Genomic DNA, 26,774 nt, shown 5'->3' on the forward strand with positions numbered 1-26,774 from the left:
CCGGTGCTAGACACGGGCGGTCCTCCGTCCGCGCGAGGTGAGTACGAGGTACACGCCCGTCACCAGCAGCAGGAAGAGCAGCAGCAGGACCGACATCGCCGAGCCGGTGCCGAAGTTCCAGGTGACGAAGGACGCTTGGTAGATGTGCACCGAGATGAGGTCGGCGGCCTCCGGCGCGGTCCTGCCGAACAAGACGAACGGCGTGTTGAAGTCGTTGAACGTCCACAGGAACAGGACCAGCACGAGCACCTGGTTGACGGGTTGCAGTGACGGCAGCGTGATGCGGCGGATCTGCTGCCACATGCCGGCGCCGTCGAGCGCCGCCGCCTCGTACAGCTCCTTGGGGATGTTCTGCAGTCCGGCCATCACGATGAGGAAGGCGAACGGCCAGCCCTTCCACACCGACACGGTGAGCAGGGCGACGAACGCGTTGTCGCCGATGAGCCAGAAGGACGGCTTGTCGGTCAGGTGCAGCTGGTCGTGCAGGACGTGGTTCACCAGACCGTTGTCGTGCTGGAACATGAACACCCAGGTGATGACGGCCGCGTAGACCGGCAGGGCGTACGGGACGAGGAACAGGGCCCGCAGCAGACCCCGGCCGCGGAAGGTGTCCTGCATGCAGACGGCCGCCGCGGTGCCGATCAGCCAGCACATGCCCACCGACAGCAGGGTGAAGGCGACGGTGACGAGGAACGAGTGGAGCAGGGCCTCACCGACGGGGGCGTCGAAGTCCACCGACACCGAGTAGTTGTCGAGACCCGCCCACGGGGCCGCGCCCCAATCGCGGATGTAGAACTGGGTGAGCTCCTTGAAGCTCATCACGATGCCGATCACCATCGGCACCAGATGGACGAGGAGTTCGAGGACCAGGGCGGGCAGGAGCAGCAGGTACGGCAGTCCGACGCGGCGGATCCGGCCGGCCGGGCGGCGACGGCGCGGGCCGTGCGCCGCCGCCTCACCAGCCCCCTCGGCGCCCTTGCCCCCCTCGTCCGCCCGGAGTTCGACGGTGCTGGTCATCACGCTCACTTCGCCGGCATCTGCTGCTGGGCCTTCTCCAGCTTGGCCCGCACCGACTCGGTGGTGACCGCGCGCCCCGCCGCCGCGTCGGCGAACAGGTCCTTGACGGCCGTACCGACCGCCGTCTCGAACTGCGACTCGTCCGCGACCTGCGGAAGGGCCGCCGCACTGCCCGCCAGGGTCTCCTTCAGGACCGCGCTCGCCGGGGTGTCGAAGGCGGCGTCCGTCTGCGCGGCCTTCACCGGCGGGATGGTGCTGTACGCGGTGTTGAGGACCTTCTGCTCGGCGTCACCGGTCATGAACTTCACGAACTTCCGGGCGCCGTCGAGGTTGTCGGTGTTCTTGAAGACGGCGAGGTTGATGCCGGCGACCATGGAGTTGACGTTCGTGCCCGTCCCCGGTGTGCCGGACCGCACGGGCACGGGGGCGATGCCGTAGTCGTCCTCGCTCATGCCCTGCGACGTGAGGTTGGCGGAGGCGGACTGCCACAGCAGCATCGCGCTCTTGCCCTTGGCGAAGTCGCTCACCGACTGGTTCTGCGCGTACTCGGCGTTGCCGGGCGCGATGACCTTGTCCTTGGCCATCAGGTCGACGTACTGCTTGACTCCCGCGACCGCGCCCTCGTTCGTGAAGTCGGGCTTGCCGTCGGCGGTGAAGAAGTCGGCGCCGTGCTGCTTGGCGAAGACGAAGGCGTGGTGGATGTTCTCCGACGGGTTCGAACCCTCCGCGCCCAGGCCCCACTTGCCGTCCTTCGACAGCTTCTTGCCGTCGGCGGCCAACTCCGCCCAGGTGGCGGGCGGTTGGGCGATGCCCGCGTCGGCGAACATCTTCTTGTTGTAGTAGAGCGCGTACGCCATCGAGTACAGCGGCACGGCGGCCGGGTCCTTGCCCCGCGCTCCCGTCGAGGCGAGCGCCGAGTCGACGAAGCGCTCCTTGCCACCGATCGCGGCGAGGTTCTCGGCATCCCAGGGCAGCAGGGCACCGGTGGCCTGGAGGGAGGCGCTCCAGGTGTTGCCGATGTTCAGGACGTCGGGGCCCTGGCCGGAGGTGGTGGCGGTGAGGATCCGGTTCAGCAGGTCCGACCAGGGGACGACCTCCAGCTTCACCTCGATGCCGGTCTGCTTCTCGAACTTGTCGAGTTCCGGCTGGAGGACCTTCTTGTCGACCTCGATACTGGCGCCCTGATTGGAGGCCCAGTAGGTCAGCGTCTTCGGCGAGTCGTTGGACCCGCCGTCGGCCGACGAACCGCCTCCGCAGGCCGAGGCGGCGAGGGCGAGAGACAGGGTGACGGCGCCTGTGGCCGCGGCTCGGATGGTGCGCATGGCTCGTGGTGTCCCTTCAGGCAATGCACTCACGACTTAATTTAGGACGTGAGTTAAACCTCGGGAGCGGGGCTCGTCAAGGGTTCCGACAGCACTCGTCGAACTCCGCCCCGCCTCTTGACGCATGCGTTCAAGTGCCTGAAGCATGCAGCGCCGAGAGAGCGCTCCCGCACCCCACCCCGTTCACTTCCTGAACCAGGAGAGCCGCCCCATGACTTCAGCCTCCGCGAGACCATCCGCCTTCGGGCGCCTGGTTGTTCCGGGCGTCGACGTCGGGTACGTCGACGGTGCCGTCGACGGTGCCGTCGACGGTCGTGTCCTCTCCCTGAGGGGGAAGCGCGGGGGCGGCCGAGGGGAAAACCCAGGGGTGGCCCCACCCGTGTGAGGGTGGGGCCACCCTGACGGTTACCGCGTCGCCGTGACGGCAGGAGCCGGTGCGTAGCCGGTCGGGCGGGCCGTGAACGTGCCGCGGCCCTGCGTCCGACTGCGCAACCGGGTGGCGTAGCCGAACAGTTCGGCCAGCGGCACGGTCGCGGTGACGACCGCCGACCCCGCGCGCGTGGCCGAGCCGGAGACCTTCCCGCGCCGCGCCGCGAGATCACCGAGCACGGTGCCGACGGCGTCTTCGGGCACGGTGACCGTGACCTCGACGACCGGCTCCAGCAGGGTCATCACGGAGGCGCGCAGGGCTTCCCGCAGCGCGAACCGGCCCGCCGTGCGGAACGCCGTGTCCGAGGAGTCCTTCACATGGGTCGCCCCGTCGGTCAGGGTGACCCGCAGCCCCACCACCGGGTGCCCGCCGATCGGCCCCTCGACGAGGGCGTCCCGGCAGCCTGCCTCGACCGCCCGGACGTACTCCTGCGGAACCCGCCCGCCGACGACGGCCGACCGGAACTCGAAGCCGGTGCCTCCTTCCAATGGCTCCACGTCGAGGACGACCTGCGCGAACTGCCCTGCCCCGCCGTCCTGTTTGACATGCCGGTACACCAGAGCGGACACCCCGCGGGCGACCGTCTCCCGGTACGCCACCCTCGGCCGGCCCACGGCGACCTCCAGTCCGTGGTCGCGCCGTACCTTCTCCACCGCGACCTCCAGATGCAGCTCACCCATCCCGGACAGCAGCGTCTGACCCGTCTCGGCGTCGGTACGGACCACCAGCGACGGATCCTCCTCCGCCAGCCGGGCGAGCGCGGTGGCCAGCCGGTCGGTGTCGGTGGAGCTGCGGGCCTCGACCGCCACCGAGACCACGGGTTCGGCCACGGTCGGCGGTTCGAGGACGAGCGGGGCGTCCGGCGCGCACAGGGTCGAACCGGCACGGGCCGACTTCAGCCCGACGACGGCCACGATGTCCCCGGCGACCGCCCGCTCCAACCGGGCGTGCCGGTCGGCCCGCACGCGCAGGATCCGCCCGATCCGCTCGGTGCGCCGCGCGCTCGCGTCCATCACCGTCGCTCCCTTCTCGATCGTTCCCGAATACACCCGCAGATACGTCAGTCGCCCCGTCGGGGTGGCGTTCACCTTGAACGCCAGCGCGGCGAAGGGCGCCCGCGGGTCCGCGGCCCTCTCCTGCTCGCCGCCGTCCTCGTCCGTGCCGCGTACGGCGGGCACGTCCAGCGGCGACGGCAGATAGGCCACGACCGCGTCCAGCAGCGGCTCGATCCCGCGGTTGCGGTAGGCGGAGCCGCACAGGACGACGACACCCTCGCCGGAGTGGGTGAGGTCACGGAGGGCGTCGACGAGGGTGCGGGTGGTGAGCCCGGTCGCGTCGCCGCCGATCGCCTGGGCGATCCCGTCCGTCGGCTGCGTGCAGAATTCCTCCAGCGCCCCCGGATGGAGCTCGGCCACCGCCTCCTCCAGCAGCCGACGACGCCTGGACGCCTCCTCGCGCAGCACCTCCGGCACCGGCCCCTCCTCGGCCACCTGACCGTCGTCGCTCCAGGTCAGCGCCCGCATGCGGAGCAGGTCGACGACACCGGTGAAGGTGTCCTCGCGCCCGATGGGCAGCTGTACGACCAGCGGGGCCGGGTGCAGGCGCTCGCGGATCGACTCGACGGCGGTGTCGAGGTCGGCGCCGGACCGGTCGAGCTTGTTGACGAAGGCGATCCTCGGCACTCCGTGCCGGTCCGCCTGCCGCCACACCGACTCGCTCTGCGGCTCGACGCCCGCGACGGCGTCGAACACCGCGACGGCTCCGTCGAGGACCCGCAGCGAGCGTTCCACCTCGTCGGCGAAGTCGACATGGCCCGGGGTGTCGATCAGGTTGATCCGGTGACCGTCCCAGGCGCAGCTGACCGCCGCGGCGAAGATGGTGATGCCGCGGTCGCGCTCCTGGGAGTCGAAGTCGGTGACGGTGGTGCCGTCGTGGACCTCGCCACGCTTGTGCGTGGTCCCGGTGGCGTACAGGATCCGCTCGGTGACGGTGGTCTTGCCCGCGTCGACGTGGGCGAGGATGCCGAGGTTGCGGACGGCGGAGAGAGGGTCGGTGTGGGTGCGCACGGCCGTGGCCTTTCGAATGGCTCGGTGAGAGGGCGGCGCGATTCCCGGACAGGGCAACATATCTGACAGGTCGTCAGGGTATGGACATGGACGTACGAACGGAGCTCGGGTGGTACGTCAGTCGCTCGTCCGGGGCATCCGGTACCGGCCGCGCAGCGGGCACCGGGCGGACGAGGACACGAGGATCACGTCGTACTGCGACCGGGGGACGACGACGGCGGCGTAGGCGCACATGCCGGTCTCCCCTCACTCGTCGTTCCACGTCATGACACGCGTCGCCAACGGGTGGGCGGCGCGTGGTTCGTGGTGAGTGTAGGGAACCGGGCAGGGGCCCGGCACCGGGTTTTCCGCGCCCCGGGGACGGGATCTGCCGCTCCTCGCTCCCGCGCCCCCGTTCTCAGACCGGCCCGGGGCCCGCTCCGTCGCCCTTGAGGCGTTCCAGGTCGGAGGGGCGGACCTGGATGACGAGGACGGCGATCAGTGCGGCGACCGCGGTGAAGACGGCGGCCATGACGAAGGCCGCCGACACCCCGGCGGTGAGGACCTCGTCGGAGAACGGCCGGGGCAGTTCCCCGGTGCGCCGGAAGAGCAGGCGTTCGGCCGGGGTCGCCTGTTCCAGGAAGAGCGGGACCTGCTTGTCCGCCTCGTTGGTGCTGGCCGTGCCGAACATCGTGACCAGGATGGACAGTCCGAGTGAACCGCCCACCTGCTGCGTGGCGTTGAGGAGTCCGGAGGCCGCACCGGTCTCCTGGACGGGCACGTCGGACAGCGCCATCAGGGTGAGCGAGACGAACTCCATGCCCATGCCCAGGCTGAACACGAGCATCGGACCGAGCACGCTGCCCGCGTAGGTGGAGTGCACGTCGGTCAGGGTCAGCCAGCCCAGTCCGATCGCCGCGAGGATCGCGCCCGCCACCATGAAGGGTTTGGGGCCGTACACCGGCAGGAAGCGGGAGGCCAGCCCGGCACCGATCGCGATGACCGCGCTGACCGGCAGGAAGGCGAGGCCGGCCTGCATCGGGCTGAAGTCCAGCACGTTCTGGACGAAGAGCGTGAGGAAGAAGAACATGCCGAAGATCGCTGCGGCCAGGCACAGCATAATGCCGTAGGTGCCCGCGCGGTTGCGGTCGGCGAACATGTGCAGGGGCGTGATCGGCTGCCGGGAGCGCCGTTCGACGAGGACGAACGCGGCGAGGATCACGACGGCCGCCGCGAACGAGCCCAGTGTGACGGGGTCCCGCCAGCCTTCCTGCGCGGCCCGGATGAAGCCGTACACCAGCAGCACCATGCCCGCGGTGGAGGTCAGCGCCCCGGCGACGTCGAAGCTGCCCGGGTGGCGTTGCGACTCCCTGATCCAGCGGGGGGTGGCGAGGGCGATGAGCAGGCCGATCGGGACGTTGACGAAGAGGACCCACCGCCAGTTCAGCCACTCGACGAGGATCCCGCCCGCGAGCAGTCCGATCGCCCCGCCGCCCGCGGAGACCGCGGCGAACACCCCGAAGGCCCGGTTTCGTTCGGGCCCCTCACGGAAGGTCGTGCTGATCAGGGCGAGGGACGTCGGGGAGGCGATGGCGCCGCCGACACCCTGGAGGGCGCGGGCGGCGAGGAGTTGGGCCTCGTTCTGGGCGAACCCGCCGAGCAGGGACGCCAGGACGAAGAGCAGCACGCCGAAGACGAAGACGCGGCGCCTGCCGAGGATGTCGCCGGCCCGGCCGCCGAGCAGCAGCAGACCGCCGAAGGTGAGGGTGTACGCGTTGACGACCCAGGCCAGGCTGGTGGTGGAGAAGTCCAGGGAGCGCTGGATGTCGGGCAGCGCGATGTTCACGATGGTGATGTCCAGCACCACCATCAACTGGCACGAGGCGATGACCAGCAACGCCATGGTGTTTCCGCCACCGCCCGGTTCCCGGGTGGTGGACGGCGCTGAGGGGTTCGGCTGCGGGTTCGTCATGGCAGGTCACACATCCGGAGGTCGAACCCCCGAGAGCGGAGAGTGAACGACTGCGTCCACTCCGGTCCACCGTTCGACGGTACGCCCGTCCGTGGGACGCGACCACTCGAACCCGCCGCCGGCCCTCAGGCCGCCGCCTCGGCCCTCCCCTCGCCCCGGTCCCGGTGGATCGGCGCCCCGGACCCGGTCAGCGGCACCCCCGTCCCGCCCCGCCGCGCGGCGACGATCTCCGCCGCGATGGACAGGGCGGTCTCCTCCGGCGTCCGGGCACCGAGGTCGAGCCCGATGGGCGACCGCAGCCTCGCCAACTCCCCTTCCTTCAAGCCCACTTCACGCAGTCGTCGCTCACGGTCGGCGTGGGTGCGGCGCGATCCCATCGCCCCGACGAACGCGACCGGCATCCGCAGGGCCTCTTTCAGCAGCGGTACGTCGAACTTGGCGTCGTGGGTGAGCACGCACAGCACCGTGCGCGCGTCGGTCGCGGTGCCCCGCAGATAGCGGTGCGGCCAGTCGACGACGATGTCGTCGGCGTCGGGGAAGCGGGCCGGGGTGGCGAAGACGGGCCGCGCGTCGCACACCGTCACGTGGTACCCGAGGAACTTGCCCGCCCGCACCAGGGCCGCCGCGAAGTCGATCGCCCCGAAGACGATCATCCGGGGTGGCGGCACGCTCGACTCGACGAGCAGGGTCAGGCCGCCGGGGCAGAGCGAGCCGTCCGCCGACAGCTCGACCGTGCCGGTGCGGCCGGCCTCCAGGTGGGCCCGCGCCTCCGCCGCCGCCGTACGGTCCAGCTCGGGCGCGCCCCCGAGGCCGCCCTCGGAGGCCCCGTCGGGCCGCACGAGCAGCGCCCGGCCGAGAAGGCGTTCGGGGCCCCGGACCACCCGGGCGAGGGCCGACGGCTCACCGCGGGCCGCGGCCGAAAGTGCCGACCGCAGCACCGGCCGGTCGGGGGCGTCCGCGCCGACCGGCGTGACCATGACGTCGATGACCCCGCCGCAGGTGAGTCCGACGGCGAAGGCGTCCTCGTCGCTGTAGCCGAAGCGTTCGACGACGGTCTCGCCGTCCTGGAGGGCCCGCACGCACAGGTCGTAGACGGCGCCCTCCACACAGCCGCCCGAGACCGAGCCGATCACCGTGCCCTCGCGGTCGACCGCGAGGGCCGCGCCGGGGCCGCGCGGGGCGCTGCCGTCGACGGCCACGACGGTGGCGACGGCGAAGTCGCGGCCCTCTTCGGCCCACCGGTCCAGTGCGTCGGCGAGGTCAAGCATGTCCGCCCGCCTGTCCGGCCGCTGTCACGGTCCGGTCGGCCGCCGTCAGGACGCGGTCGGGCCGGATGGGCAGGTCGCGGTGGCGTACGCCGGTCGCGTGCCAGACCGCGTTGGCGACGGCCGCCGCCGCGCCCACGATGCCGATCTCGCCGATGCCCTTGATGCCGACCGGGTCGTCCGGGTCGGGGTCGTCGATCCAGTCCGCCTCGATGGCGGGTACGTCGGCGTGCGCGGCCACGTGGTAGGCGGCGAGGTCGGCGCCGTAGTGGCCGCCGGTGCCGTGGTCCCGTACCGCCTCCTCGTGCAGGGCCATGGAGATGCCCCAGGTCATGCCGCCGATGAACTGGCCGCGTGCGGTGAGCGGGTTGACGATCCGGCCGGCCGCGAAGATGCCGAGCATGCGGCGGACCCGGATCTCGCCGGTGTCGGGGTCCACGGCGACCTCGGCGAACTGGGCGCCGAAGGAGTGCCGTTCCTTCTGGGCGAGGGCGCCGACGGCCTCGGTGGTGTCGGACCGTACGGTGATCCCCTCGGGCGGGACGGTGACGCCGGGGGCGAGCCGCTCCCGCAGTTCCGCGCCGGCCGCCATGACCGCCCAGGACCAGGAGCGGGTGCCCATCGACCCGCCGGCGATGAACGCGGCGCCGAAGTCACTGTCCCCGATGCGCACTCGGACCCGGGCCGGGTCCGTCTCCAGCGCGTCGGCGGCGACCAGGGTGAGGGCGGTCCGGGCTCCGGTGCCGATGTCCGCCGCGTTGATCCGCACGGTGAAGGTGCCGTCGGCCTCCGCCGTCACGGCGGCCGTGGAGGGCGCGGCGCCGGCCGGGAAGGAGGCCGCCGCGGTTCCGGTGCCCAGCAGCAGACGGCCCTCGCGACGCACCCCGGGGCGCGGGTCGCGGTCCTCCCAGCCGAACCTGCGGGCGCCCTCCCGGAAGCAGCCGAGCAGGTTGCGGCCACTGAACGGCAGCCCGGAGACCGGACCCCGGTCGGGATCGTTGCGGGCGCGCAGTTCGATCGGGTCGATGCCGCACTTCTCGGCGAGTTCGTCGATCGCCGACTCCAGCGCGAACGATCCCGGTGCCTCGCCCGGCGCGCGCATCCAGGTCGGGGTCGGGACGTCGAGTCGCACGAGCCGGTTGACGGTGTGGTGGGCGTCGGCTCCGTACATCGTCCGGGCCGGTCCGGCGGCCGACTCGATGAACTCGTGCACCGTCGAGGTGAGACTCAGGGAGCTGTGTTCCAGCGCGCGCAGCCGGCCCTCGGAGTCGGCGCCCAGCCTGAGGCGCTGCCGGGTGGGACTGCGGTGGCCGGCCAGCGAGAACATCTGACGGCGCGTCATGATCACGCGTACCGGGCGTTGCAGGACGGTCGCGGCCATCACCGCGGACACCTGGTGGGCGCGGACGCCCTTGCTGCCGAAGCCGCCGCCGACGTGTTCGGACCGAACCCGCACCGAGGCCGGGTCGAGGGAGAACAGTTGGGCCAGTTCACTGGCGACCCACAGGGTGCCCTGGTTGGAGTCGACGACCTCCAGCCGGCCGCCGTCCCAGTGGGCCGTCGCCGCGTGCGGCTCCATCGGGTTGTGGTGTTCCTCCGGGGTGGTGTACTCCGCGTCCAGCACGACCGCGGACGCGGCGAGTTCGGCCTCCAGATCGCCGTTCTGGACGACTGCCGGACCGTGGTTGTCGACCGGGTAGGCGTCCGGGTGTTCGCCGCCGAAGTCGACGTCGAACGGCTCCTGTTCGTAGCGCACGACGAGTGACTCGGCGGCTTCCCGGGCCTGTTCGGAGGTGTCGGCGACGACCAGGGCGACCGGCCAGCCCACGTGCGGCACCCGGTCGTGCTGGAAGACGGCCGCGGTCCGGTCCGGGACGCCCAGCATGCCGACGTAGTCGGTGTCGACGCGCGGGGCGTTGCCGTGGTGCAGGACGGCGACCACACCCGGCATCGCGAGGACGGGGGCGTCCTCCACGGAGCGGATGCGCCCGCGGGCGACGGTGGACAGCACGAGCCAGCCGTGGGCGAGTCCGGCGAACGGGATCTCGCCGGCGTAGCGGGCCGCGCCGGTGACCTTGTCGACACCCTCGACGCGGGTGTGCGCGGTGCCGACGGAGTTCGTGCGCGCCGTGGGGGCGGTGGTCATCGGGCGGCCTCCTCGGCGAGTTCGGTCAGCACGGCCACCACGAGGTTGCGCATGAGGGTCACCTTGTAGACGTTGTGGGGCAGCGGCCTGGCCACGGCCAGTTCGGCGTCGGCGGCGGCCGCGAAGTTCTCGGCGTGGGCCGGCTGCCCCGCCAGGGCGAGTTCGGCGTGCCGGGCACGCCAGGGCCGGGAGGCGACCGCCCCGAAGGCGAGACGCACATCGCGTACGACCCCGTCGTGGACGTCGAGCGCGGCGGCGATCGAGCCGATGGCGAACGCGTACGAGGCCCGCTCGCGCACCTTGCGGTAGCGGGAGTGCGCGGCGACGGGGGCGGGCGGCAGAGTGACCGCGGTGATCAGCGCACCCGGCGGCAGGGCGGTCTCCCGGTGCGGGGTGTCACCGACCGGCAGATAGAAGTCGGCGAGCGCCGACTCGCCGGGCCCGTCGGCCGTTTCGTACGACACGACGGCGTCGAAGGCCGTCAGTGCCACGGCCATGTCGGAGGGGTGGGTGGCCACGCAGTGCTCGCTGGCTCCCAGGATCGCGTGGTTGTGGTGCTCGCCGGCGACGGCCGGGCAACCGCTCCCCGGGACCCGCTTGTTGCAGGGTTTGGTCACGTCGGCGAAGTAGCCGCAGCGGGTGCGCTGGAGGAGGTTGCCGCCGACGGTGGCCATGTTGCGCAGCTGCCCGGAGGCGCCGGCCAGTACGGCCTCGGTCAACGCCGGGTAGCGGCGGCGGACTTCGGGATGTGCGGCGAGGTCGCTGTTGGTGACGGTCGCGCCGATGCGCAGACCGCCTTCCTCCGTCGACTCGATGTCGTCCAGGGGCAGTTCGCGGACGTCGACGAGCCGGGCGGGCCGCTCGACGCCGGTCTTCATCAGGTCGACGAGGTTGGTGCCGCCGCCGAGGAAACGGGCGTCGGGGTCGGCGTCGAGCAGCGCGAGGGCGCCGGTGACGTCGGTGGCGCGCCGGTAGGTGAACTCCTTCATGCGGCGACCTCCGTGCCGTCCGCCTGCGTGCGGCCCGCTTCCGTGCGGTCGGTGCCGCCCGTGGAGGCGGTGGAGGCTGTGGCCCGCTCCGTCGCCGCGCGGGCGACGGCCTCGACGATCGACACATAGGCGCCGCAGCGGCACAGGTTGCCGCTCATCCGTTCGCGGATCTCGGCGGCGCTCAGCGGCGGTGGTCCGGCCTCGGGCCGGACGTCTTCGGTGGCGGCGCTGGGCCAGCCCGCCGCGTGTTCCTCGATCACCGCGACGGCCGAGCAGATCTGGCCGGGTGTGCAGTAGCCGCACTGGTAGCCGTCGAGGTCGAGGAACGCCTGCTGCACCGGGTGGAGTCGCCCGTCCTCGGCCAGGCCCTCGACGGTGGTGATCTCGCGGCCCTCGGCCGCCACCGCGAGCTGGAGACAGGACACCGCCCGGCGTCCGTCGAGCAGTACCGTGCAGGCGCCGCACTGCCCCTGGTCGCAGCCCTTCTTGGTGCCGGTCAGGTCGAGCCGCTCCCGCAGGGCGTCGAGCAGGGTGGTGCGGTGGTCGACGGACAGGGTGTGCTTGTCTCCGTTGATCTTCAGAGTGACGGCGCTGTACGTCGATGCTGGGGCTGGGGCCATGATCAGCCTTCCTTCGCGTATCCGGAGCACGTCGAGAGCGCGCTCCGGCAGGCAATCGAATCGGGGAACCGTATCGAGTGGGACACCGGGAGGGACACCGGCCGCACCGGCGCTAGAGTGGACTCAAATGGACAGCTGTCCGCTTCCATCAACGTAGTGGACAGCTGTCCGGTTATCAAGGACGGATTTCGGTCGCGATCCACGAGGAGGGCGAGTGCAGCCGAAGAAGGACGCACCCCTGCGCTCGGACGCGCAACGCAACCGCGAGCGCATCCTGGAAGTCGCCCTCGCGGAGCTGACCGTCTCCGCGGACACCCCGCTGAGCGCGATCGCGAAGAAGGCGGGGGTCGGCCAGGGCACGTTCTACCGGAACTTCCCCGACCGCCAGGCGCTCGTGCTGGAGGTCTACCGGCACGAGATGCGGCAGGTCGCCGAGGCCGCGCCCGAACTGCTCGGGACCCACGGACCCGACCGGGCGCTGCGCGCGTGGATGGACCGGCTGGCGCGGTTCGCGACCGCCAAGGCCGGCATCGCGGAGGCGATCCGCCGGGCCGTCAGCGCATCCGGCGGCCCGGCGAAACCGGGTCACGCACCCCTGACGGCCGCTGCCGAACTCCTGCTCCGCGCAGGCGAGGAAGCCGGCGCCATCCGCCCGGGAGTCTCCGCCGACGACTTCTTCCTCGCCATCGCCGGGCTCTGGCAGATCGCCCCCCACGAGGACCGGCAGACGCGCACCACCCGCCTCCTGGACCTCGTCATGGACGGACTGCGCGCGGGCCGCGCGGGGGAAGCGGCCACGGGCCCGGTGACCCACACCTGAGACCCCATGACACAGGAACGCGTCGATCACCCCACGAACAGCGGCCCGATCACCTCGGTTCGAAGTGGCTGGCTCTGCCGTCGGCCATCACCAGGCGCCCCAGCCCGGCGGCTTCCGCCTGCGGCAGGAGGGTCCAGGTTCCGTCGGAACGGTGCAGGGCCGCCGAGTGCCAGGGCGTGGCCCAGGCGTCGGACGCGTCCAGGAGGTGGATGCCGAACTTGGTGGCGCCGATGGGCTGAGGATGGATGGACAGGCGTACGGCGCCGGGGTGGTGTTCGGCGATCAGGGCGCCCCAGGCCCGGCTGCGCTGTATGACGCCATAGGCACGTTGCCGGCATTCCCGCTGGAGCATCGAACGGGTGCCCGCGTGGTCGGCGGTGTCCTCGACCAGGAACCGGGTGATTCCCCGGTACAGGGCGAGAGCCTGGCCGTCGGTGCGGATCTCGGCCCGCAGAACGTCCAGGGGCGGGGCGTAGCGGTCGTGGACGTGCGTGCGTTTGGTGTCGTGCGGGAGGTCGCCGAGGACGTCGCGCAGGTCGAAGACGGACAGTCTCTCCAGACCCGATCCGTTGATGAATCCGCGCAGTTCGTCGGCGTAGGCGTCGATGTGTGCGTCGGGGACGCCGATGAGGTCACCGAAGATGTGGCCGTCGGAGCAGATCACCATGCGCGCCCCGGGCGGGTGGACGCGCTCGACCTCCGCGCACAGGGCATCGAGGAAGGTGAGGGAGAGGCGTTCGCCCATGTCCGGAAGGCGGCCGAGGACTTTGGCCGGGTTCGGGGACTTGCAGGGAAAGCCGGGCAGCGTGAACACGAGGGGATCGCCCGCGCGCACGAAGTCGTCGATCTGGCGCAGTTGATGGGGGAACGCGTCGGCGCGGGCACGGGCCCGGTCGGTCGTGCGGTGGTGCGGCAGGAGCAGGTTCAGGATCGCGACGCTGGTGCTGGTGCTGGTGCTGGTGCTGGTGCTGGTGCTGGTGCTGGTGCTGGTGCTGGTGCTGGTGCTGGTGGGGAGGGTGTCGGGCGCGGTCGTCGGCGGCATGTCGTTCCTCCTGAAGGCGTGCGGGCATGGCGCCGTGGCGGGTCGCGGCCAGGCGCGGGGTGTCGAGTGGGGTCGTTCGGCCGGCCACGGCTCGGGCGGTGCTGCCCGACCCGTGAGCCGGCAGCCGGTGTCAGAGGCGTCGGTCGTATCCGACGGGCAGATGGCTGGTGCCACGGCCGAGGACGGCCGGGATCCACTCGATGTCCTCGTCGTCGATGGCGAGGTGGAGGCCGGGCAGCCGGGCGAGGAGGGTGCCCAGGGCGATCCGGAGTTCGGCGCGGGCGAGGGCGGCGCCGGGGCAGAAGTGGATGCCGTGGCCGAAGGCCAGGTGCGGGTTGGGGCTGCGGTCGAGGTCCAGGGTGTCCGGGTCGGGGAAGCGGCGCGGGTCGCGGTTGGCCGCGCACAGGGAGACGATCACCGAGTCGCCGGCCGGGATCTCGGTGCCGTGCAGATCGCTGTCCCTGTCGAAGAAGCGCCAGGTGGTCAGCTCGAAGGCGCTGTCATGGCGGAGGAGTTCCTCGACCGCGCGGGGCAGCAGTTCGGGCCGGGAGCGCAGACGGGTGAGCTGCCCGGGGTTGCGGAACAGGGCGATCAGGGCCGTGGTGATCTGGTTCGTGACCGGTTCCTGACCCGCGACCAGGAGTTGGAAGATCATGGAGTCCAGCTCCTCCTGCGACAGTTCGCCCCGGTCGCGGGCCACGACGAGTCGGCCGAGCAGGTCGTCCTCCCCGTGCTCGCGCTTGTGGGCGACGATCTCGGCTATGTAGCCCTGCAGGCCGTGCAGGCGGGCCTCGTACCGCGGCCGTCCGGGGTCGGTGGGGCCGACGGGCTGGACGACCTTGCCCCAGTCGCGGTCGAAGCGGGCAGCCAGCTCCCCCGGAAGGCCGATGACTTCGGCGAGGACCTGGAAGGGGAAGGGGGCGGCGAAGCCCGACACCAGGTCGGCGCCCCCGGCCGAGGGCAGCGCGTCGATCAGGGCATCCGCCAACTCCTGGAAACGGGGGCGCAGTTCCTCGATCCGGCGGGGCGTGAAGGCGTCCGTCACGAACCGCCGCATCCGCGTGTGCTGCGGCGGGTCCTGGTGGAGGAGGTGCGCCTGGAGCTGGGAGTGCTGGGGCTCCGGCATGATCGACGCCCGGGCCCTCCAGCGGTCGTTGCCGCGGTCGTGGTTCTTGCCGAGACGGTCGTCGTTCAGGGCTGCGTGGGCGGCGTCGTAGCCGGTGACGAGCCATGCCTGTACTCCGCTGGGGAAGAGCACAGGGTGGACCGGGCCGGCCTCGCGCATCTCCTCGTACAGGGGGTAGGGGTCGGCCTTGTAGGGGCAGCCCATCAGCGGGACGGCGTCGGGTGAGGGTTCCTGGACGGTCAAGGTGGCTCCTTACAGGGCGAGTTCGGGCTGGTGGTGGTCCAGCCACAGGGCGAGGTCGACGACGCGTTCCAGCCGCAGCCGGTGGCCCCATTCCAGGTGGTCGGGCGGGGTGTCCAGGCAGGGCTTGATGCGGGTCTCGTCAGCCAGGGCGCGGACCTGTTCGGTGGCCAGGGCTTCGCGGGCCATGTCCTGGAGGCCGCGGTTGTAGTCGGGGTGGTGGGTGGCCGGGTAGTGGTTCTTGGGTCGCCACAGGACCGCCTCGGGTGCCAGTGCGGCGCCCGCCGCGCGCAGCAGGCTCTTCTCCCGGCCGTCGTGGCTCTTCAGCGCCCAGGGCGCGTTGAAGGCGTACTCGACGAGGCGGTGGTCGCAGTACGGGACGCGCACCTCCAGTCCCTGCGCCATGCTCAACCGGTCTTTGCGGTGCAGGAGTTGGCGCAGCCAGCGGGTCAGGGAGAGGTGCTGCATCTCGCGCTGGCGGTGTTCGAGAGGGGTCTCGCCGTCCAGATGGGGTACCGCGTCCAGGGCGGTGCGGTAGGTGTCGTCACGGAACTCGGGGATGCGCAGGTCGAGTTCGGGGTTGAGCGGCATGGCGGCCTCGTCGCCCGTCACCAGCAGCCACGGGAAGGTCCGCGCGGCCAGCGCCTTGGGGTTGTGGAACCAGGGGTAGCCGCCGAAGACCTCGTCCGCCGCCTCCCCGGACAGCGCGACGGTCGAGTGCCGCCGTATCTCGCCGAAGAGCAGGTACAGCGAGGTGTCCATGTCGCCGACGCCGATCGGCGAGTCCCGCGCGACCACGACCGCCCTGCGGTGCTCGGGGTCGAGGAGGGAGCGCGGGTCGAGTACGACCGTGCTGTGGTCGGTGCCGATGAAGGCGCCGGCCTCGATCGCGAACGGGGTGTCGTGCCCCGTGCGCAGCACGTCCCCGGTGAAGTGGTCGGCCTGATCGCTGTAGTCGACGGCGTACGAGCGGATTCGGGTGTCCGAGCCCTCGCGCAGGCGGAGTTCGTCGGCGAGCAGGGCGGTCAGGACGGTGGAGTCGATGCCGCCGGACAGCAGGCTGCACAGCGGGACGTCGGCTTCCAGCCGGCCACGGGCGGCCGTGCCGACCAGGTCACCGATGCGCTCGATCGTCGCGTCCTGGTCGTCGTCGTGGCCGTGGGCCTCCAACTGCCAGTAGCGGCGTTCGCGGATGCCGTCGCGGTCCAGGACGAGGAGGCCGCCGGGTTCGACCTCCCGGACGCCGGACCACACCGTCGGCCCGGTGTTGAACAGCAGGCTGTACGCCTCTCGCAGCCCGTCGGCGTCGACACGGGGCCGTATCTCCGGGTGGGCGAACAGGGCCTTGGGTTCGGAGGCGAAGGCCACTCCCCCGTCGATGGCCGCCCAGAACAGCGGCTTGACGCCGAGGCGGTCCCGGACGAGGAGGAGGCGCCGGGCGCGTTCGTCCCAGACCGCGAAGGCGAACATCCCCTCCAGGTGATCCGCGACCGCCTCGCCCCACTCGGCGTAGCCGCGCAGCACCACCTCGGTGTCGCTGCGCGTGCGGAAGACATGGCCGCGGCCTCGGAGTTCGGCCCGCAGCGCGTGGTGGTTGTAGACCTCGCCGCTGTAACTGAGCACGAGGGCCGGCTCGTCGGGCCGGTCGGTCATCGGCTGCGTGCCGCCGGCCAGGTCGATGACGGCCAGCCGTCGGTGGCCGATCGCGGCGCGCTCGCCGAGCCAGACACCGCCCGCGTCGGGGCCGCGCGGGGTGAGGGTGGCGGTCATGGCCTCGATGACCGGGGCCTGGGTGCGGGCGTCGTGGAGGAAGGACGCCCAGCCGGTGATTCCGCACATGGGGAGGTCTCCTGGGTCAGGTGTGGGCGGCGTCGGTCGCCTGCTCGGATGCGGCGGCCGGCGAGCGGCCGGGCAGCGCGAGCAGGGGCACGGCGAGACAGGCGGCGAGGGCTGCCAGGGCCAGCCCCGCTCGGGCACCGTTCAGTGCCCAGGCGGCGGTGGCCAGGGCCGGGCCGAGGGTGAAGCCGAGGCTGCGGGCGAGTTGCACGGTCGAGCCGACGGTCGCGAGGCGGTCGGGCGGGGCGGCGCCCATGACCAGCGCCTGGGTGGGGCCGCCGCCCAGGCCCATGCCGAATCCCGCCAGCCCCAGCCGCCAGGCCACGTCCGCCGGTGTCCAGCCGTCGCCGAGCGGGATCAGCAGGAGCAGCCCCGCGGCGGTGAGCGCGGCGCCGGTGACCGCGACCCGGCGCGCGCCGAACCGGTCGGCGAGGCGACCCCCCAGGGGCCCGGCCACTCCCATGCCGAGCGGGAAGGCGAGCACGGTCAGGCCGGTGGTCGTGGCGCTGAGGCCGTCGTCGCGCCGGAGGTGCAGGGCGACGACGTAGTGCATGGCGGCGAATCCCGCGGCGAGGCCCAGGACCGCCCCGTGGGCCCGCGGCAGCCCGGCCGTCCGGAGCACGCCGGTGACCGGCCTGCCGCCGGAACCGCGCAGCCACCACCACAGCGGCGGTACGGCGACGACGGCGAGGAGCAGCCGGGCCGGACCGCCCGCCCCCAGCGTCAGCGCCAGCAGCAGGGCGGTGGTCCCGGCGGCCACCAGTACCGCGTCGGCCACCGCGCGGCCATCGGGCGCGCGCGGTCCGCCGTCCCGGGGCAGCGCCTTCCACGCGAGGGCGAGAGCGAGAACACAGAAGGGGATCTTGACGAGGAAGACGGAGTGCCAGCCGAAGTGGTCGAGCAGCACACCGCCCACCGCGGGTCCGGTCACCGCGCCCAGCGGCCCCAGGGTCGCGGGCACGCTCATCGCCCGCCCGCGCGCCTGAGGCCGTACGGAACGCATCGCGAGGACGGGCATCAGGACGAACAGCACCGCCCCGAAGGCGCCCTGGGCGACACGGGCGGTGATCAGCCAGGCCGCCCAGGGCGCGGCGGCGGCCACGGCGCTGCACAGTCCGAAGCCGGCGGTCGCGGCCAGTACGGCGGAGCGCTGCCCCACCCCGTCCAGCCACCGGCCGACGGGCAACAGCAAGGCCACGAGCGGGAGTTGATAGCCCAGCACCGCCCATTGGGCGGTCGCGGCGGACACGTGCAGGCCCTCGGCGATGTCCGCCAGGGCGACATTGACGATGTTCATGTCGAGCATCGCCAGGAACGACAGCACGCCCGCCACGGCCACCAGTAGCCAGCGGTCCTCGACCGGGGCGGCGGGACCGGGCTGTTCCGGGCCGGAACCGTGGTGTGTCACCCTGCCGCCCCTCACCGTCGCGGGTGGGCCGCCGGACAGCGGCCTCGTCCCACAAGTCGGCAGGAATCAGGGGTGAGTTCCCGGTCATCGGCAAAAGGACGACGGTCGGCCTCGGCGCGCGGAAGGGCATGACGCGTGGCGCCTGCGGCGGAGCACCGGCGGCCGGCCGGCCGGACACAGCCGGCGAGCCGACTGGTCCGCCGCGGAACTCCGTGCCCCCTCCGGCCGACTCCTGAGGTGACGGCATCGGCCCGAACATCCGCGACCGCGGACCCGCATGCCACCCAAAGCCCTTATGGCACCCAGGAGTTCCCCATGGCACAGAGGCAGTACACCGTCACCGGCATGACCTGCGAGCACTGCGCGGCGAGCGTCAGGGAAGAGGTCTCGGAGGTGGCGGGGGTGAGCGAGGTGGTGGTCGATCTCGACGCGCACGCCGTCACCGTGCACGGCACGGACCTCGACGACGGGTTGCTGCGCGCCGCCATCGTCGAGGCCGGGTACGCCGTCGCCGACCCGGTCGCCGCCTGACCCCCTCCGTCCGGGCGGGACGGCTCCTCCCCCGTCGTCCCGCCCGGCCGGACGCGTTCACACAGCGCTGGGTGTCTCCACCGCCGTGGCCGGCTCCGCGGCGGCCGGCGCCCGATGGTCGAAGGCGATCAGGGGGTCCCCGGTGAGGGGATGGTCGATCACGGCCGCCCGTACGCCGAACACCTCGGCCAGCAGCGCCGGAGTGAGCACCTCACGCGGCGCTCCGGAGGCGATCACGGACCCGGCGTGCAGCACGTGCAGCCGGTCACAGACCGAGGCGGCCGCGTTGAGGTCGTGCAGGGACACGAGTGTCGTACGGCGCCGGGTGCGGAGCAGTGCCAGCAGTTCGACCTGGTGGCGGACGTCGAGGTGGTTGGTCGGCTCGTCCAGGACCAGGACGTCCGGCTTCTGCGCGAACGCCCGGGCGAGCAGCACGCGTTGGCGTTCGCCACCGGACAGGGCCGTGAAGCGGCGCCCCGCGTGGCCGTCCATGCCGACGTCGGCGAGGGCGCGGGCGACGATGTCCCGGTCGGTGGCGTCCTCGCCGGCGAAGGCGCGCTTGTACGGGGTGCGGCCCATCGCGACGACCTCCCGCACGGACAACTCGAAGTCGCTGCCGCGCTCCTGGGGAAGCGCCGCCACATGTCTCGCCGACTCGACGGGCGTCATCTCCCGGATGTCGGCGCCGGCGAGCAGCACCCGTCCCGCGGCGGGTCTCAGATGCCGGTAGACCGTGCGCAGGAGCGTGGACTTGCCGCTGCCGTTCGGCCCGACCAGGCCGGTGATCTCGCCCTCGGCCGCGATCAGATGGGCACCTGTGACGACCGTACGCCCGGCGTAGGCGACGTGCAGGTCCTCGATGTCGATCCTCAACTGCCGCTCCCCAGACGCCGGTCCAGCAGATACAACAGGGCCGGAGCCCCGATGAGCGAGGTGACCACGCCGACCGGCAGTTCCTGCGTGTCCATCGCCGTGCGGCAGACGATGTCGACCACGACCAGCAGCAGCGCCCCGACGAGCGCCGAGAGCGGCAGCAGACGGCGGTGGTCGCCGCCGACGACCAGGCGGCAGACGTGCGGAACCATCAGCGCGACGAAGGCGATCGCACCCGAGACCGCGACCAGGACGCCGGTCAGCACGCTGGTCACGGTGAACAGTTCGCGGCGCAGCCGGGTGACGTCGATGCCGAGTCCGGCCGCGGTCTCGTCACCCATGAGCAGGGCGTTCAGACCGCGGGCGCGCGCCTGCAACCAGACCATGGCCAGCGGAACGGCCACCGCGGGTACGGCCAGCAGTTCCCAGTTCGCGCCGCTGAGGCTGCCCATGAGCCAGAAGAGCACGCTGTGGGTCTGCTGCTCGTCCCCGGCCTGCAACACCAGATAGCTGGTGAAGCCGGACAGGAACTGGCCGATCGCCACCCCGGCCAGCACCAGCCGCAGCGGTGCGAAACCGCCGCCGCGCCGCGCCACCGTCCACACCAGGGCGAAGGTGGCCAGAGCTCCGGCGAAGGCCGCGCCCGACAGTCCGATTCCCAGCGCCCCGCCCGTCCCGAGACCGAGCACGATCGCGGCGACCGCGCCGAGCGAGGCACCGTTGGAGATGCCCAGGAGGTACGGATCGGCCAGCGGGTTGCGCACGAGTGCCTGCACCGCCGTACCGACGAGACCGAGTCCGGCGCCGACCAGGGCCGCCAACAAGGAGCGCGGGACGCGGAGTTGCCACACGATCAGGTCGTTCGTGCCGGGACGGGGCGCCTCGCCGACCAGCCGACGCCACACCACGCCCCATACCTCTCCGGGCGGGATGGACGTCGACCCCCAGGCCACCGCCGCCGTCAGCGCCACGAGCAGCAACGCACCGAGAACCAGCGCCAGCGGCCCGGCGGGCAGGCCGCGTGCCTCCGATCCGGTCTCCCGACGCACCAGGACGGACACCACCGTCAGCCGACCTTGCCCGGATACAGGGTCTTCCCGATCTCCTCGACCGCGTCGGCGTTCCCCACCCCGGCGATGGTGGTCCGCTCGGAGGCGATGCGCAGGAAGTGGCCCTCCTTGACCGCCGTCAGCCCCTTGGTCGCCGCGTTGGACGTCAGCCACTTCTCGGCCTCGTCGAACGCCCTGTCGTTCGCCGCCTCGCTGCCCCGGTTGCGGACCCCGAGCTGGATCCAGTCCGGGTTCTTGGCGATCACGTCCTCCCAGCCGACCTGCTTGTAGTCGCCGTCGCAGTCGGCGAAGGCGTTGCGGGCGCCGGCCAGGGTGATCACCGCATTGGCGACCTGGCGGTTGCAGACGACGAAGGGCTGCTTGGTGCCGGCGTCGTAGTCGAAGAAGAAGTACGTCGGCCGCGCGCTCTGCGCCGTGCCGCCGACCGCCTTCCGTACGGCGTCCACCGTCGACCTCATACCGGCGACGAGTTCCTTCGCCCTGGCGCTCGTGCCGGTGACCTCGCCGAGGGAGGTGATGTCGGCCTCGACGGCCGAGAGGTCGGTGACCGCGCTCTTGCTCCGGGCCGCGCAGGCGGTGGACTTCAGGTAGATGTGCTTGATCCCGGCCGCCTTGAACTCCTCCTCGGTCGGCGCGTCCCCCATGCCGCCGCCCATGTCCATGTGGGCGAAGGTGTCGATGTACAGGTCGGCCCCGGAGCCGAGAAGCTTCTCCTTCGGGATCACGGTCTCGCCGAGCACCTCGACCTTCTGCGCCCGGGCGTCGAGGGCGCCGGGCAACGTGCCCTGGCCCGGCGGGAAGCCGGTGCCGACGACCTGGTCACCGGCGCCGAGGCGGAGCAGCAGCTCCAGGCTGGAGGCGTTGCTGGTGACGATCTTCTGCGGCGCGGCGGAGAAGACGGTCCTGGCACCCATGCAGTCGGTGACGGACACCGGGTATCCGTCCGTGACGGCCTTCCCCGCGCTCTCGCCGGCCGTGTCCTTGTCCTGGCCGCCGCAGCCCGCCGTCAGCAGGCCACCGAGTACGACGGCCGCCGTACCGCCCCACACACGAGAACGCATCGAAAGTCTCCGGTTCCACTCGGTACGCGGGTGAACTTCCGTCACCCGGTCCAGAAGTCGGGGCGAACGCGCCCCGGGTTCCCGCCGATTCGGCAGATGCCCTCCGGAGAACCGCTCGCGGCGCTCGACCGGCGAGATCCGGAACACGCGGAGGACGGAAGGCGGCACGGCACGTCGCGCGGCCGGGTGTCTGCACGCCGGTTCGCCGGTCAACTCCCCGTGGGTGACCGCCCTGCGGCCGTCGAGGCGGCCGGCCCCGGCGAGCGGGAACGCACGGGTGCGCACCGATGCGACCCGGCTCGACCGCGGGGCCGGGGCGCCGATCGTCTCGTCGGCGGTTCCTTCTGGATCGCCGGGATGCCGTCGGCTCCGGGCAGGATCACCGGAACGGCGTCGGTCACGTCGGTGAGGGCGCGGTCCGGCTGGACGGTGAGCCCGCTGGAGGTGCGGGCCGGGCCGCCGTCGGGAGACCGGCACGACGTCGTACCAATGGTCTCCACCTCCTGCGCCGGCTGCATGACGAGGGTGTCGGTGCCGGATTCCGCCCGTCGGCACCGACACCCTCGGTCGAGCTCAGGCCGCCTGGAGGGCGGACTCCTCCGCCTCGTCCAGCAGCTCCATCAGGGTCGCCCGGGCGCGGGCCACGCGGGATCGGACCGTGCCGATCGGGCAGTCGCCCGCCTCGGCCGCCTCCGCGTAGGGCAGGCCGACCAGCTGGGTGAGGACGAACGCCTCCCGGCGCTCGCCCGGCAGGGACTCCAGCAGATCGAGCAGAGCTACGCCGTCGTCGAAGCCGGGCAGATCCCGTGGCTGCGCGTTCTCGACGGCCAGCTGCCAGTCCGGCAGGTCGGACAGGCGGGGCCGGGCGGAGGCGTACCGGTAGCTGTCGATCACCGCGCGGCGGGCGATGGACAGCAGCCAGGCGCGGGCCGAGGAGCGGCCCTCGAACCGGTGCAGGCTGCCGAGAGCGCGCAGGAACGTGTCCTGGGCGAGGTCGTCGGCGGCCTGGGGATCGCCGCAGAGATGGGTGACGTAACGCTGGACGTCACGGTGCAGGGCGCGCACGAAATGCTCGACCGCGTCCGCGTCGCCGCCCCGGGCGGCGAGCGCCCACGCCGTTATCGACTCGTCGAGCGACGCCGCTTTCTCGCTCTGGCCTTCTCTGGGCGGGGCGGGCAGGACAGAAGTGATCACGTGGTGTCCTTCTCGTCATCCGTGTTCCGGACCGGCGGCGCGCGAGGGCGCGGGCGGTCCGGTGAGTGGGGAGACGGCCGTACGGCGCCTGTGCGGGCGTACGACCGCTGCCCGAGGCACGCGGGGGCGCGGCCTCGGGATGCCGGCTGTCGTCAGACGACAGCGGTCCCCACGGGCGGACCCCGGGAGGTGATCGCGTGGATGAGGAGAAGGCGAGGGGTCCGCTCGGAGCGGCGTCGGCGCACCCTCGGTCGCGGACGGTCCGGGGGCAGGGGCAGGGCGAGCAGCAGCCGCAGCGGTGCCGCCAGCCATCCGGCCACGGCCCGCAGGATGCGGAACGCGGCCTTCTCGCCGTACGCCAGCCAGAGTCCGGTGAGGAGGGCTGCCAGCAGGTGGGCAGCGAGCATGCCGAGCGACGACGAACCGGCCGAGGAGTGATCCATGTGGCCCATGTCCATGGCGTCCATGGAGTGCATGTGCATCGAGTCCATGTTCATGGACTCCATATGCGTGGACCCCATGTCCTCGGGCGGTGTTGCTGTTCCCCCGTTCACCGACTGGACGAGGGAGAAGGCCGAGTGCAGACCTGTCTGCGCGGCGACCACGACCGTCACGATCAGCGGCAGCCCGCGCTCGCGGCCGGCCAGGCACCAGCCCGCGCCACCGGTCACGGCCACCGCCGCCGCCAGTGCCCACCAGGGCACGCGGCTGCCGGACATCATGACGTGGCCCAGGGCGGCGAGCAGCACACAGACAGCCGCGAACACCGCGGCCCGTACTGCGCGAGAACACCACCCTGCTGTCATGGCGCCTCATCCTCGCATCCGGCCGACGTTCGTCATGGGTGGGTACGGAAATCGCCCCGGGTTCACTCACGCGGTCGGCTTCGTTCAGGCTCGCCGCGCAGGTCGAGGCGGGCCTCACCGCCTGTCTACGCCTGCCGCGGGGGTCTGGTCGCCGTACGGCCGTAGCGCGTCCCGCACCCACTCACAGGCTCCGTGTCACGACCCCGGCGGGACCACCACGGCGATGGCCTCGACCGCCCCGCTGCGCTCGAAGTGCAGCGTGAACGGCACCTCGTCGCCCTCCTTCCATCCCGCCCCGGCCCGCAGTGTCACGTCCAGGCCGTTCGGCGACATGGACAGTGCGCGGCCCGCCGGGACGGCCACCGCGTCCACGTCGGCCTTGTAGGCGGTACCGCTGTTGATCATGCGGTGGCGGCTGAGGGCGATCTCCCCTCCCACGGCGGAGGACGTCACCCCGACCAGCCGGTCGTCGGTGCCGCCCAGGTTGGTGACGTCGAAGAACGCCGCGGTCTCGGTGGTGTCGCCGTACGGGAGGAAGACCCGCGAGTTGGAGATGCCGATCCGGGCCGGGCTGCCCGCCTTCCCGGCACCGACCCAGGTGGTCAGGCCGCCCAGCGCGACGCTGCACACGGCGAGGGGTGCGAGCGCGGCGAGCAGGGTGTCGGTGAGGCGGCGACGGGTCGGCCGCCAGAGGGACTGTTCGGTCATCGGGTGCGCCTCCGGGCCGGTGACGAGGGCTGCCGGCCGCGCAGCCGCAGGCTGTTGCCGACCACGAGCAGCGAACTGACCGACATCGCCGCCGCGGCGAGCATCGGGTTGAGCAGGCCGACCATGGCGAGCGGCACGGTCACGACGTTGTAGCCGAAGGCCCACACGAGGTTGACGCGGATCGTGCCGAGCGTGCGCCGGGCCAGCCGCACGGCGTCCGCGAGGGCCTCGATGTCGCCGCGTACGAGCGTCACGTCGGCGGCCCCGATGGCGACGTCCGTGCCGCTGCCCATGGCGATGCCGAGGTCGGCACCGGCCAGCGCGGCGGCGTCGTTCACCCCGTCGCCGATGACCGCGACGCGGTGGCCCCGCTCCCGCAGGTCCCGTACCAGGTCGGCCTTGTCCTCCGGGGTGCGGCGGGCGTGCACCTCGTCGATGCCCAGAGCCTTCGCGACGGCCTCGGCGGGTGCCTCCCGGTCGCCGGTGGCGAGCACGGGCCGTACACCGAGGCGCCGCAGCCCCTCCACGGCCCGGTAGCTGCCGGGCCGTACGACGTCTCCGACCTCGATCAGCGCCGCGACGACGCCGTCCACGCGGACCACGGCCGGCGTGTGCGCGGCGGCCTCCGCGACCGACAGCGCATCCGTCAGGGCGGCGGGCAACTCGTCGTCCGGGGCGAGGACTTCGACCAGCCGTCCCTCGACCCGGCCGCGAACTCCCCTTCCCGGCAGGGCGACGAACTCGACGACATCCGGCAGTGACGGCAGTGTCCGTCGCGCCTGCGACGTGATCGCCCGCCCCAGCGGATGCTCCGAGCCCTGCTCGACCGCCCCGGCCAGCCGCAGCACGGCGTCCCTCTCCAGCCCGCCCGGCACGGCCGTGACCCGGGCGAGGCTCATGTGCCCCGAGGTGAGTGTGCCGGTCTTGTCGAGCACGACCGTGTCCAGGTGCTGCAGCCCCTCCAGCGCCTCAGGACCGCTGACCAGGACGCCCAGTTGGGCTCCGCGGCCGGTGGCGGCCATCAGCGCGGTCGGCGTCGCCAGCCCCAGGGCGCACGGGCAGGCCACGACCAGGACGGCCACACACGCGGTGATGGCGGCCTGCGGATCGGCCCCGGCACCGAGCCAGAACCCCAGAGCCGTGACGGCCAGCGCGAGCACGACGGGAACGAAGACGCCCGCGACCGAGTCGGCCAGCCGCTGCGCCCTGGCCTTGCCCGCCTGCGCTTCGGTCACCAGCCGGGTGATCCACGCGAGTTGCGTGTCCGCCCCGACCGCGGTGGCCCGTACGAGCAGCAGTCCGCCGGCGTTGACGGCTCCCCCGACCACCGCCGAGCCCGGGCCGACCTCGACCGGCTCACTCTCTCCGGTGACCAGGGACAGGTCGACGGCCGAACTGCCCTTCACCACCTGCCCGTCGGTGGCCACCCGCTCTCCGGGCCGCACGACGAAAACCTGCCCGGCCCCCAACTGCTCCATGGGGACGAGTCGTTCGGAGCCGTCGTCCGCACGGACCGACACCTCTTTGGCCGCGAGGTTCGCCAGCGCCCGCAGTGCCGCTCCGGTCCCGCGTCGCGCCCGTGCCTCCAAGAAACGTCCCGCGAGCACGAACAGCGGTACGCCGACGGCCGCTTCGAGGTAGATGTGGGCGACCCCGTCCGAGGCGGAGGGCACCAGGCTGAACGGCATCCGCATCCCGGGATCGCCCGCACCGCCGAGGAACAACGCGTACGAGGACCACGCGAAGGAAGCCACCACCCCCAGGGACACCAACGTGTCCATGGTGGCCGCCGAGTGCCGCAGCCCGCGCACCGCCCGGGTGTGAAAGGGCCAGGAACCCCACACGGCGACCGGCGCGGCCAGCACGAAGCACAGCCACTGCCAGTTGCGGAACTGCAGTGCGGGCACCATGGACAGGACGAGCACGGGCAGGGCGAGCAGTGCGGTGATCAGCAGCCGGTCGCGTTCCTCGCGGCCGTCCTCGGACTCCCGGTCGGCTTCTTCGTGCCGCTGTCTCTTCGGCGGTTCGGGCAGGGCTGCCGTATAGCCGGCCTTCTCGACCGTCGTGACGAGTTCCCCGGCCCCGATGTGCGGCGGGTGGCTGACCCGGGCCCGGCCGGTGGCCAGATTGACGGTCGCGGTGACCCCGTCCAGCTTGCCGAGTCTCTTCTCGACGCGCCGCACACAGGCCCCGCAGGTCATGCCGCCGACGGTCAGATCGGTCGTCAACAGGGCAGTCGGCGGTTCCACACTC

General features: G+C 72.2%; 21 protein-coding genes. 2 read left to right on the forward strand and 19 right to left on the reverse strand.

The window, feature by feature from the left end:
* Positions 1 to 6: 6 nt before the first annotated feature.
* The 8 genes from ACZ5VD_RS08680 to ACZ5VD_RS08715 all read right to left on the reverse strand — a co-directional run bounded on the left by ACZ5VD_RS08680 (position 7) and on the right by ACZ5VD_RS08715 (position 11,806).
* Positions 7 to 1,017 carry a carbohydrate ABC transporter permease gene (locus tag ACZ5VD_RS08680; protein ID WP_468681566.1) on the reverse strand — a complete coding sequence of 337 codons (1,011 nt, stop codon included), beginning with the start codon at positions 1,015 to 1,017 and terminating at the stop codon, positions 7 to 9.
* A gap of 5 nt (positions 1,018 to 1,022) precedes the next feature.
* Entirely contained in the window at positions 1,023 to 2,339 is a 1,317-nt protein-coding gene (locus ACZ5VD_RS08685; RefSeq protein ID WP_468681568.1) for an ABC transporter substrate-binding protein, read from the reverse strand.
* Positions 2,340 to 2,744: 405 nt separating this feature from the next.
* Complete coding sequence (fusA, locus tag ACZ5VD_RS08690) at positions 2,745 to 4,835, reverse strand: elongation factor G (RefSeq protein ID WP_468681570.1); 2,091 nt, start codon at positions 4,833 to 4,835, stop codon at positions 2,745 to 2,747.
* A gap of 397 nt (positions 4,836 to 5,232) precedes the next feature.
* Positions 5,233 to 6,717: an MFS transporter gene (locus ACZ5VD_RS08695; RefSeq protein WP_468551391.1), complete on the reverse strand. Its 1,485-nt coding sequence runs from the start codon at positions 6,715 to 6,717 to the stop codon at positions 5,233 to 5,235.
* A 194-nt stretch (positions 6,718 to 6,911) separates the two neighbouring features.
* Positions 6,912 to 8,054, reverse strand: a complete 1,143-nt coding sequence (locus ACZ5VD_RS08700) for an XdhC family protein (RefSeq protein WP_468681572.1) — start codon at positions 8,052 to 8,054, stop codon at positions 6,912 to 6,914.
* Positions 8,047 to 10,197: a xanthine dehydrogenase family protein molybdopterin-binding subunit gene (locus tag ACZ5VD_RS08705; RefSeq protein WP_468681573.1), complete on the reverse strand. Its 2,151-nt coding sequence runs from the start codon at positions 10,195 to 10,197 to the stop codon at positions 8,047 to 8,049. The genes ACZ5VD_RS08700 and ACZ5VD_RS08705 overlap by 8 nt, the downstream gene beginning before the upstream one ends.
* On the reverse strand, positions 10,194 to 11,186 hold the full coding sequence (locus ACZ5VD_RS08710; RefSeq protein WP_468551232.1) for an FAD binding domain-containing protein: 993 nt from the start codon (positions 11,184 to 11,186) through the stop codon (positions 10,194 to 10,196). The genes ACZ5VD_RS08705 and ACZ5VD_RS08710 overlap by 4 nt, the downstream gene beginning before the upstream one ends.
* Entirely contained in the window at positions 11,183 to 11,806 is a 624-nt protein-coding gene (locus ACZ5VD_RS08715; RefSeq protein WP_468551231.1) for a (2Fe-2S)-binding protein, read from the reverse strand. Before ACZ5VD_RS08715 ends, ACZ5VD_RS08710 begins: the two co-directional genes overlap by 4 nt.
* Before the next feature lie 214 nt (positions 11,807 to 12,020).
* On the opposite strand from ACZ5VD_RS08715, the gene ACZ5VD_RS08720 reads away from it, so the two are divergent.
* Positions 12,021 to 12,626 (forward strand): TetR/AcrR family transcriptional regulator, encoded by a 606-nt coding sequence (locus ACZ5VD_RS08720; protein WP_468551230.1) that lies wholly within the window; start codon positions 12,021 to 12,023, stop codon positions 12,624 to 12,626.
* Between the two features lie 49 nt (positions 12,627 to 12,675).
* On the opposite strand, the gene ACZ5VD_RS08725 is transcribed toward ACZ5VD_RS08720, so the two are convergent.
* The 4 genes from ACZ5VD_RS08725 to ACZ5VD_RS08740 all read right to left on the reverse strand — a co-directional run bounded on the left by ACZ5VD_RS08725 (position 12,676) and on the right by ACZ5VD_RS08740 (position 18,278).
* The gene (locus tag ACZ5VD_RS08725) at positions 12,676 to 13,668 is read right to left on the reverse strand and encodes an L-tyrosine/L-tryptophan isonitrile synthase family protein (protein ID WP_468681575.1); all 993 of its coding nucleotides are present in this window, start codon (positions 13,666 to 13,668) and stop codon (positions 12,676 to 12,678) included.
* Between the two features lie 130 nt (positions 13,669 to 13,798).
* On the reverse strand, positions 13,799 to 14,998 hold the full coding sequence (locus ACZ5VD_RS08730) for a cytochrome P450 family protein (RefSeq protein ID WP_468681692.1): 1,200 nt from the start codon (positions 14,996 to 14,998) through the stop codon (positions 13,799 to 13,801).
* 48 nt (positions 14,999 to 15,046) lie between these two features.
* Positions 15,047 to 16,873, reverse strand: a complete 1,827-nt coding sequence (gene asnB, locus ACZ5VD_RS08735; RefSeq protein WP_468681576.1) for an asparagine synthase (glutamine-hydrolyzing) — start codon at positions 16,871 to 16,873, stop codon at positions 15,047 to 15,049.
* A gap of 16 nt (positions 16,874 to 16,889) precedes the next feature.
* Positions 16,890 to 18,278 carry an MFS transporter gene (locus ACZ5VD_RS08740; protein ID WP_468681578.1) on the reverse strand — a complete coding sequence of 463 codons (1,389 nt, stop codon included), beginning with the start codon at positions 18,276 to 18,278 and terminating at the stop codon, positions 16,890 to 16,892.
* A gap of 315 nt (positions 18,279 to 18,593) precedes the next feature.
* Here ACZ5VD_RS08740 and ACZ5VD_RS08745 point away from each other — a divergent pair, with 315 nt between their 5' ends.
* Positions 18,594 to 18,809: a heavy-metal-associated domain-containing protein gene (locus ACZ5VD_RS08745; RefSeq protein ID WP_468551226.1), complete on the forward strand. Its 216-nt coding sequence runs from the start codon at positions 18,594 to 18,596 to the stop codon at positions 18,807 to 18,809.
* 57 nt (positions 18,810 to 18,866) lie between these two features.
* On the opposite strand, the gene ACZ5VD_RS08750 is transcribed toward ACZ5VD_RS08745, so the two are convergent.
* From ACZ5VD_RS08750 to ACZ5VD_RS08780, 7 genes are all read right to left on the reverse strand, one after another.
* Entirely contained in the window at positions 18,867 to 19,682 is an 816-nt protein-coding gene (locus ACZ5VD_RS08750; protein WP_468681580.1) for an ABC transporter ATP-binding protein, read from the reverse strand.
* Positions 19,679 to 20,746, reverse strand: a complete 1,068-nt coding sequence (locus ACZ5VD_RS08755) for a FecCD family ABC transporter permease (protein WP_468681582.1) — start codon at positions 20,744 to 20,746, stop codon at positions 19,679 to 19,681. The genes ACZ5VD_RS08750 and ACZ5VD_RS08755 overlap by 4 nt, the downstream gene beginning before the upstream one ends.
* A 2-nt stretch (positions 20,747 to 20,748) precedes the next feature.
* A complete protein-coding gene (locus ACZ5VD_RS08760; RefSeq protein WP_468681583.1) occupies positions 20,749 to 21,813 on the reverse strand; it encodes an ABC transporter substrate-binding protein in 1,065 nt (354 codons plus the stop codon).
* 573 nt (positions 21,814 to 22,386) lie between these two features.
* Positions 22,387 to 23,007 (reverse strand): sigma-70 family RNA polymerase sigma factor, encoded by a 621-nt coding sequence (locus tag ACZ5VD_RS08765; RefSeq protein WP_468551222.1) that lies wholly within the window; start codon positions 23,005 to 23,007, stop codon positions 22,387 to 22,389.
* A gap of 152 nt (positions 23,008 to 23,159) precedes the next feature.
* Complete coding sequence (locus tag ACZ5VD_RS08770) at positions 23,160 to 23,813, reverse strand: hypothetical protein (RefSeq protein ID WP_468681585.1); 654 nt, start codon at positions 23,811 to 23,813, stop codon at positions 23,160 to 23,162.
* 195 nt (positions 23,814 to 24,008) lie between these two features.
* Positions 24,009 to 24,521, reverse strand: coding sequence for a copper chaperone PCu(A)C (locus tag ACZ5VD_RS08775; protein WP_468551220.1), 513 nt, complete (start codon positions 24,519 to 24,521; stop codon positions 24,009 to 24,011).
* Complete coding sequence (locus tag ACZ5VD_RS08780) at positions 24,518 to 26,749, reverse strand: heavy metal translocating P-type ATPase (protein WP_468681587.1); 2,232 nt, start codon at positions 26,747 to 26,749, stop codon at positions 24,518 to 24,520. Before ACZ5VD_RS08780 ends, ACZ5VD_RS08775 begins: the two co-directional genes overlap by 4 nt.
* Positions 26,750 to 26,774: the final 25 nt, after the last annotated feature.

This window comes from Streptomyces sp. NPDC032822, from assembly GCF_055578825.1.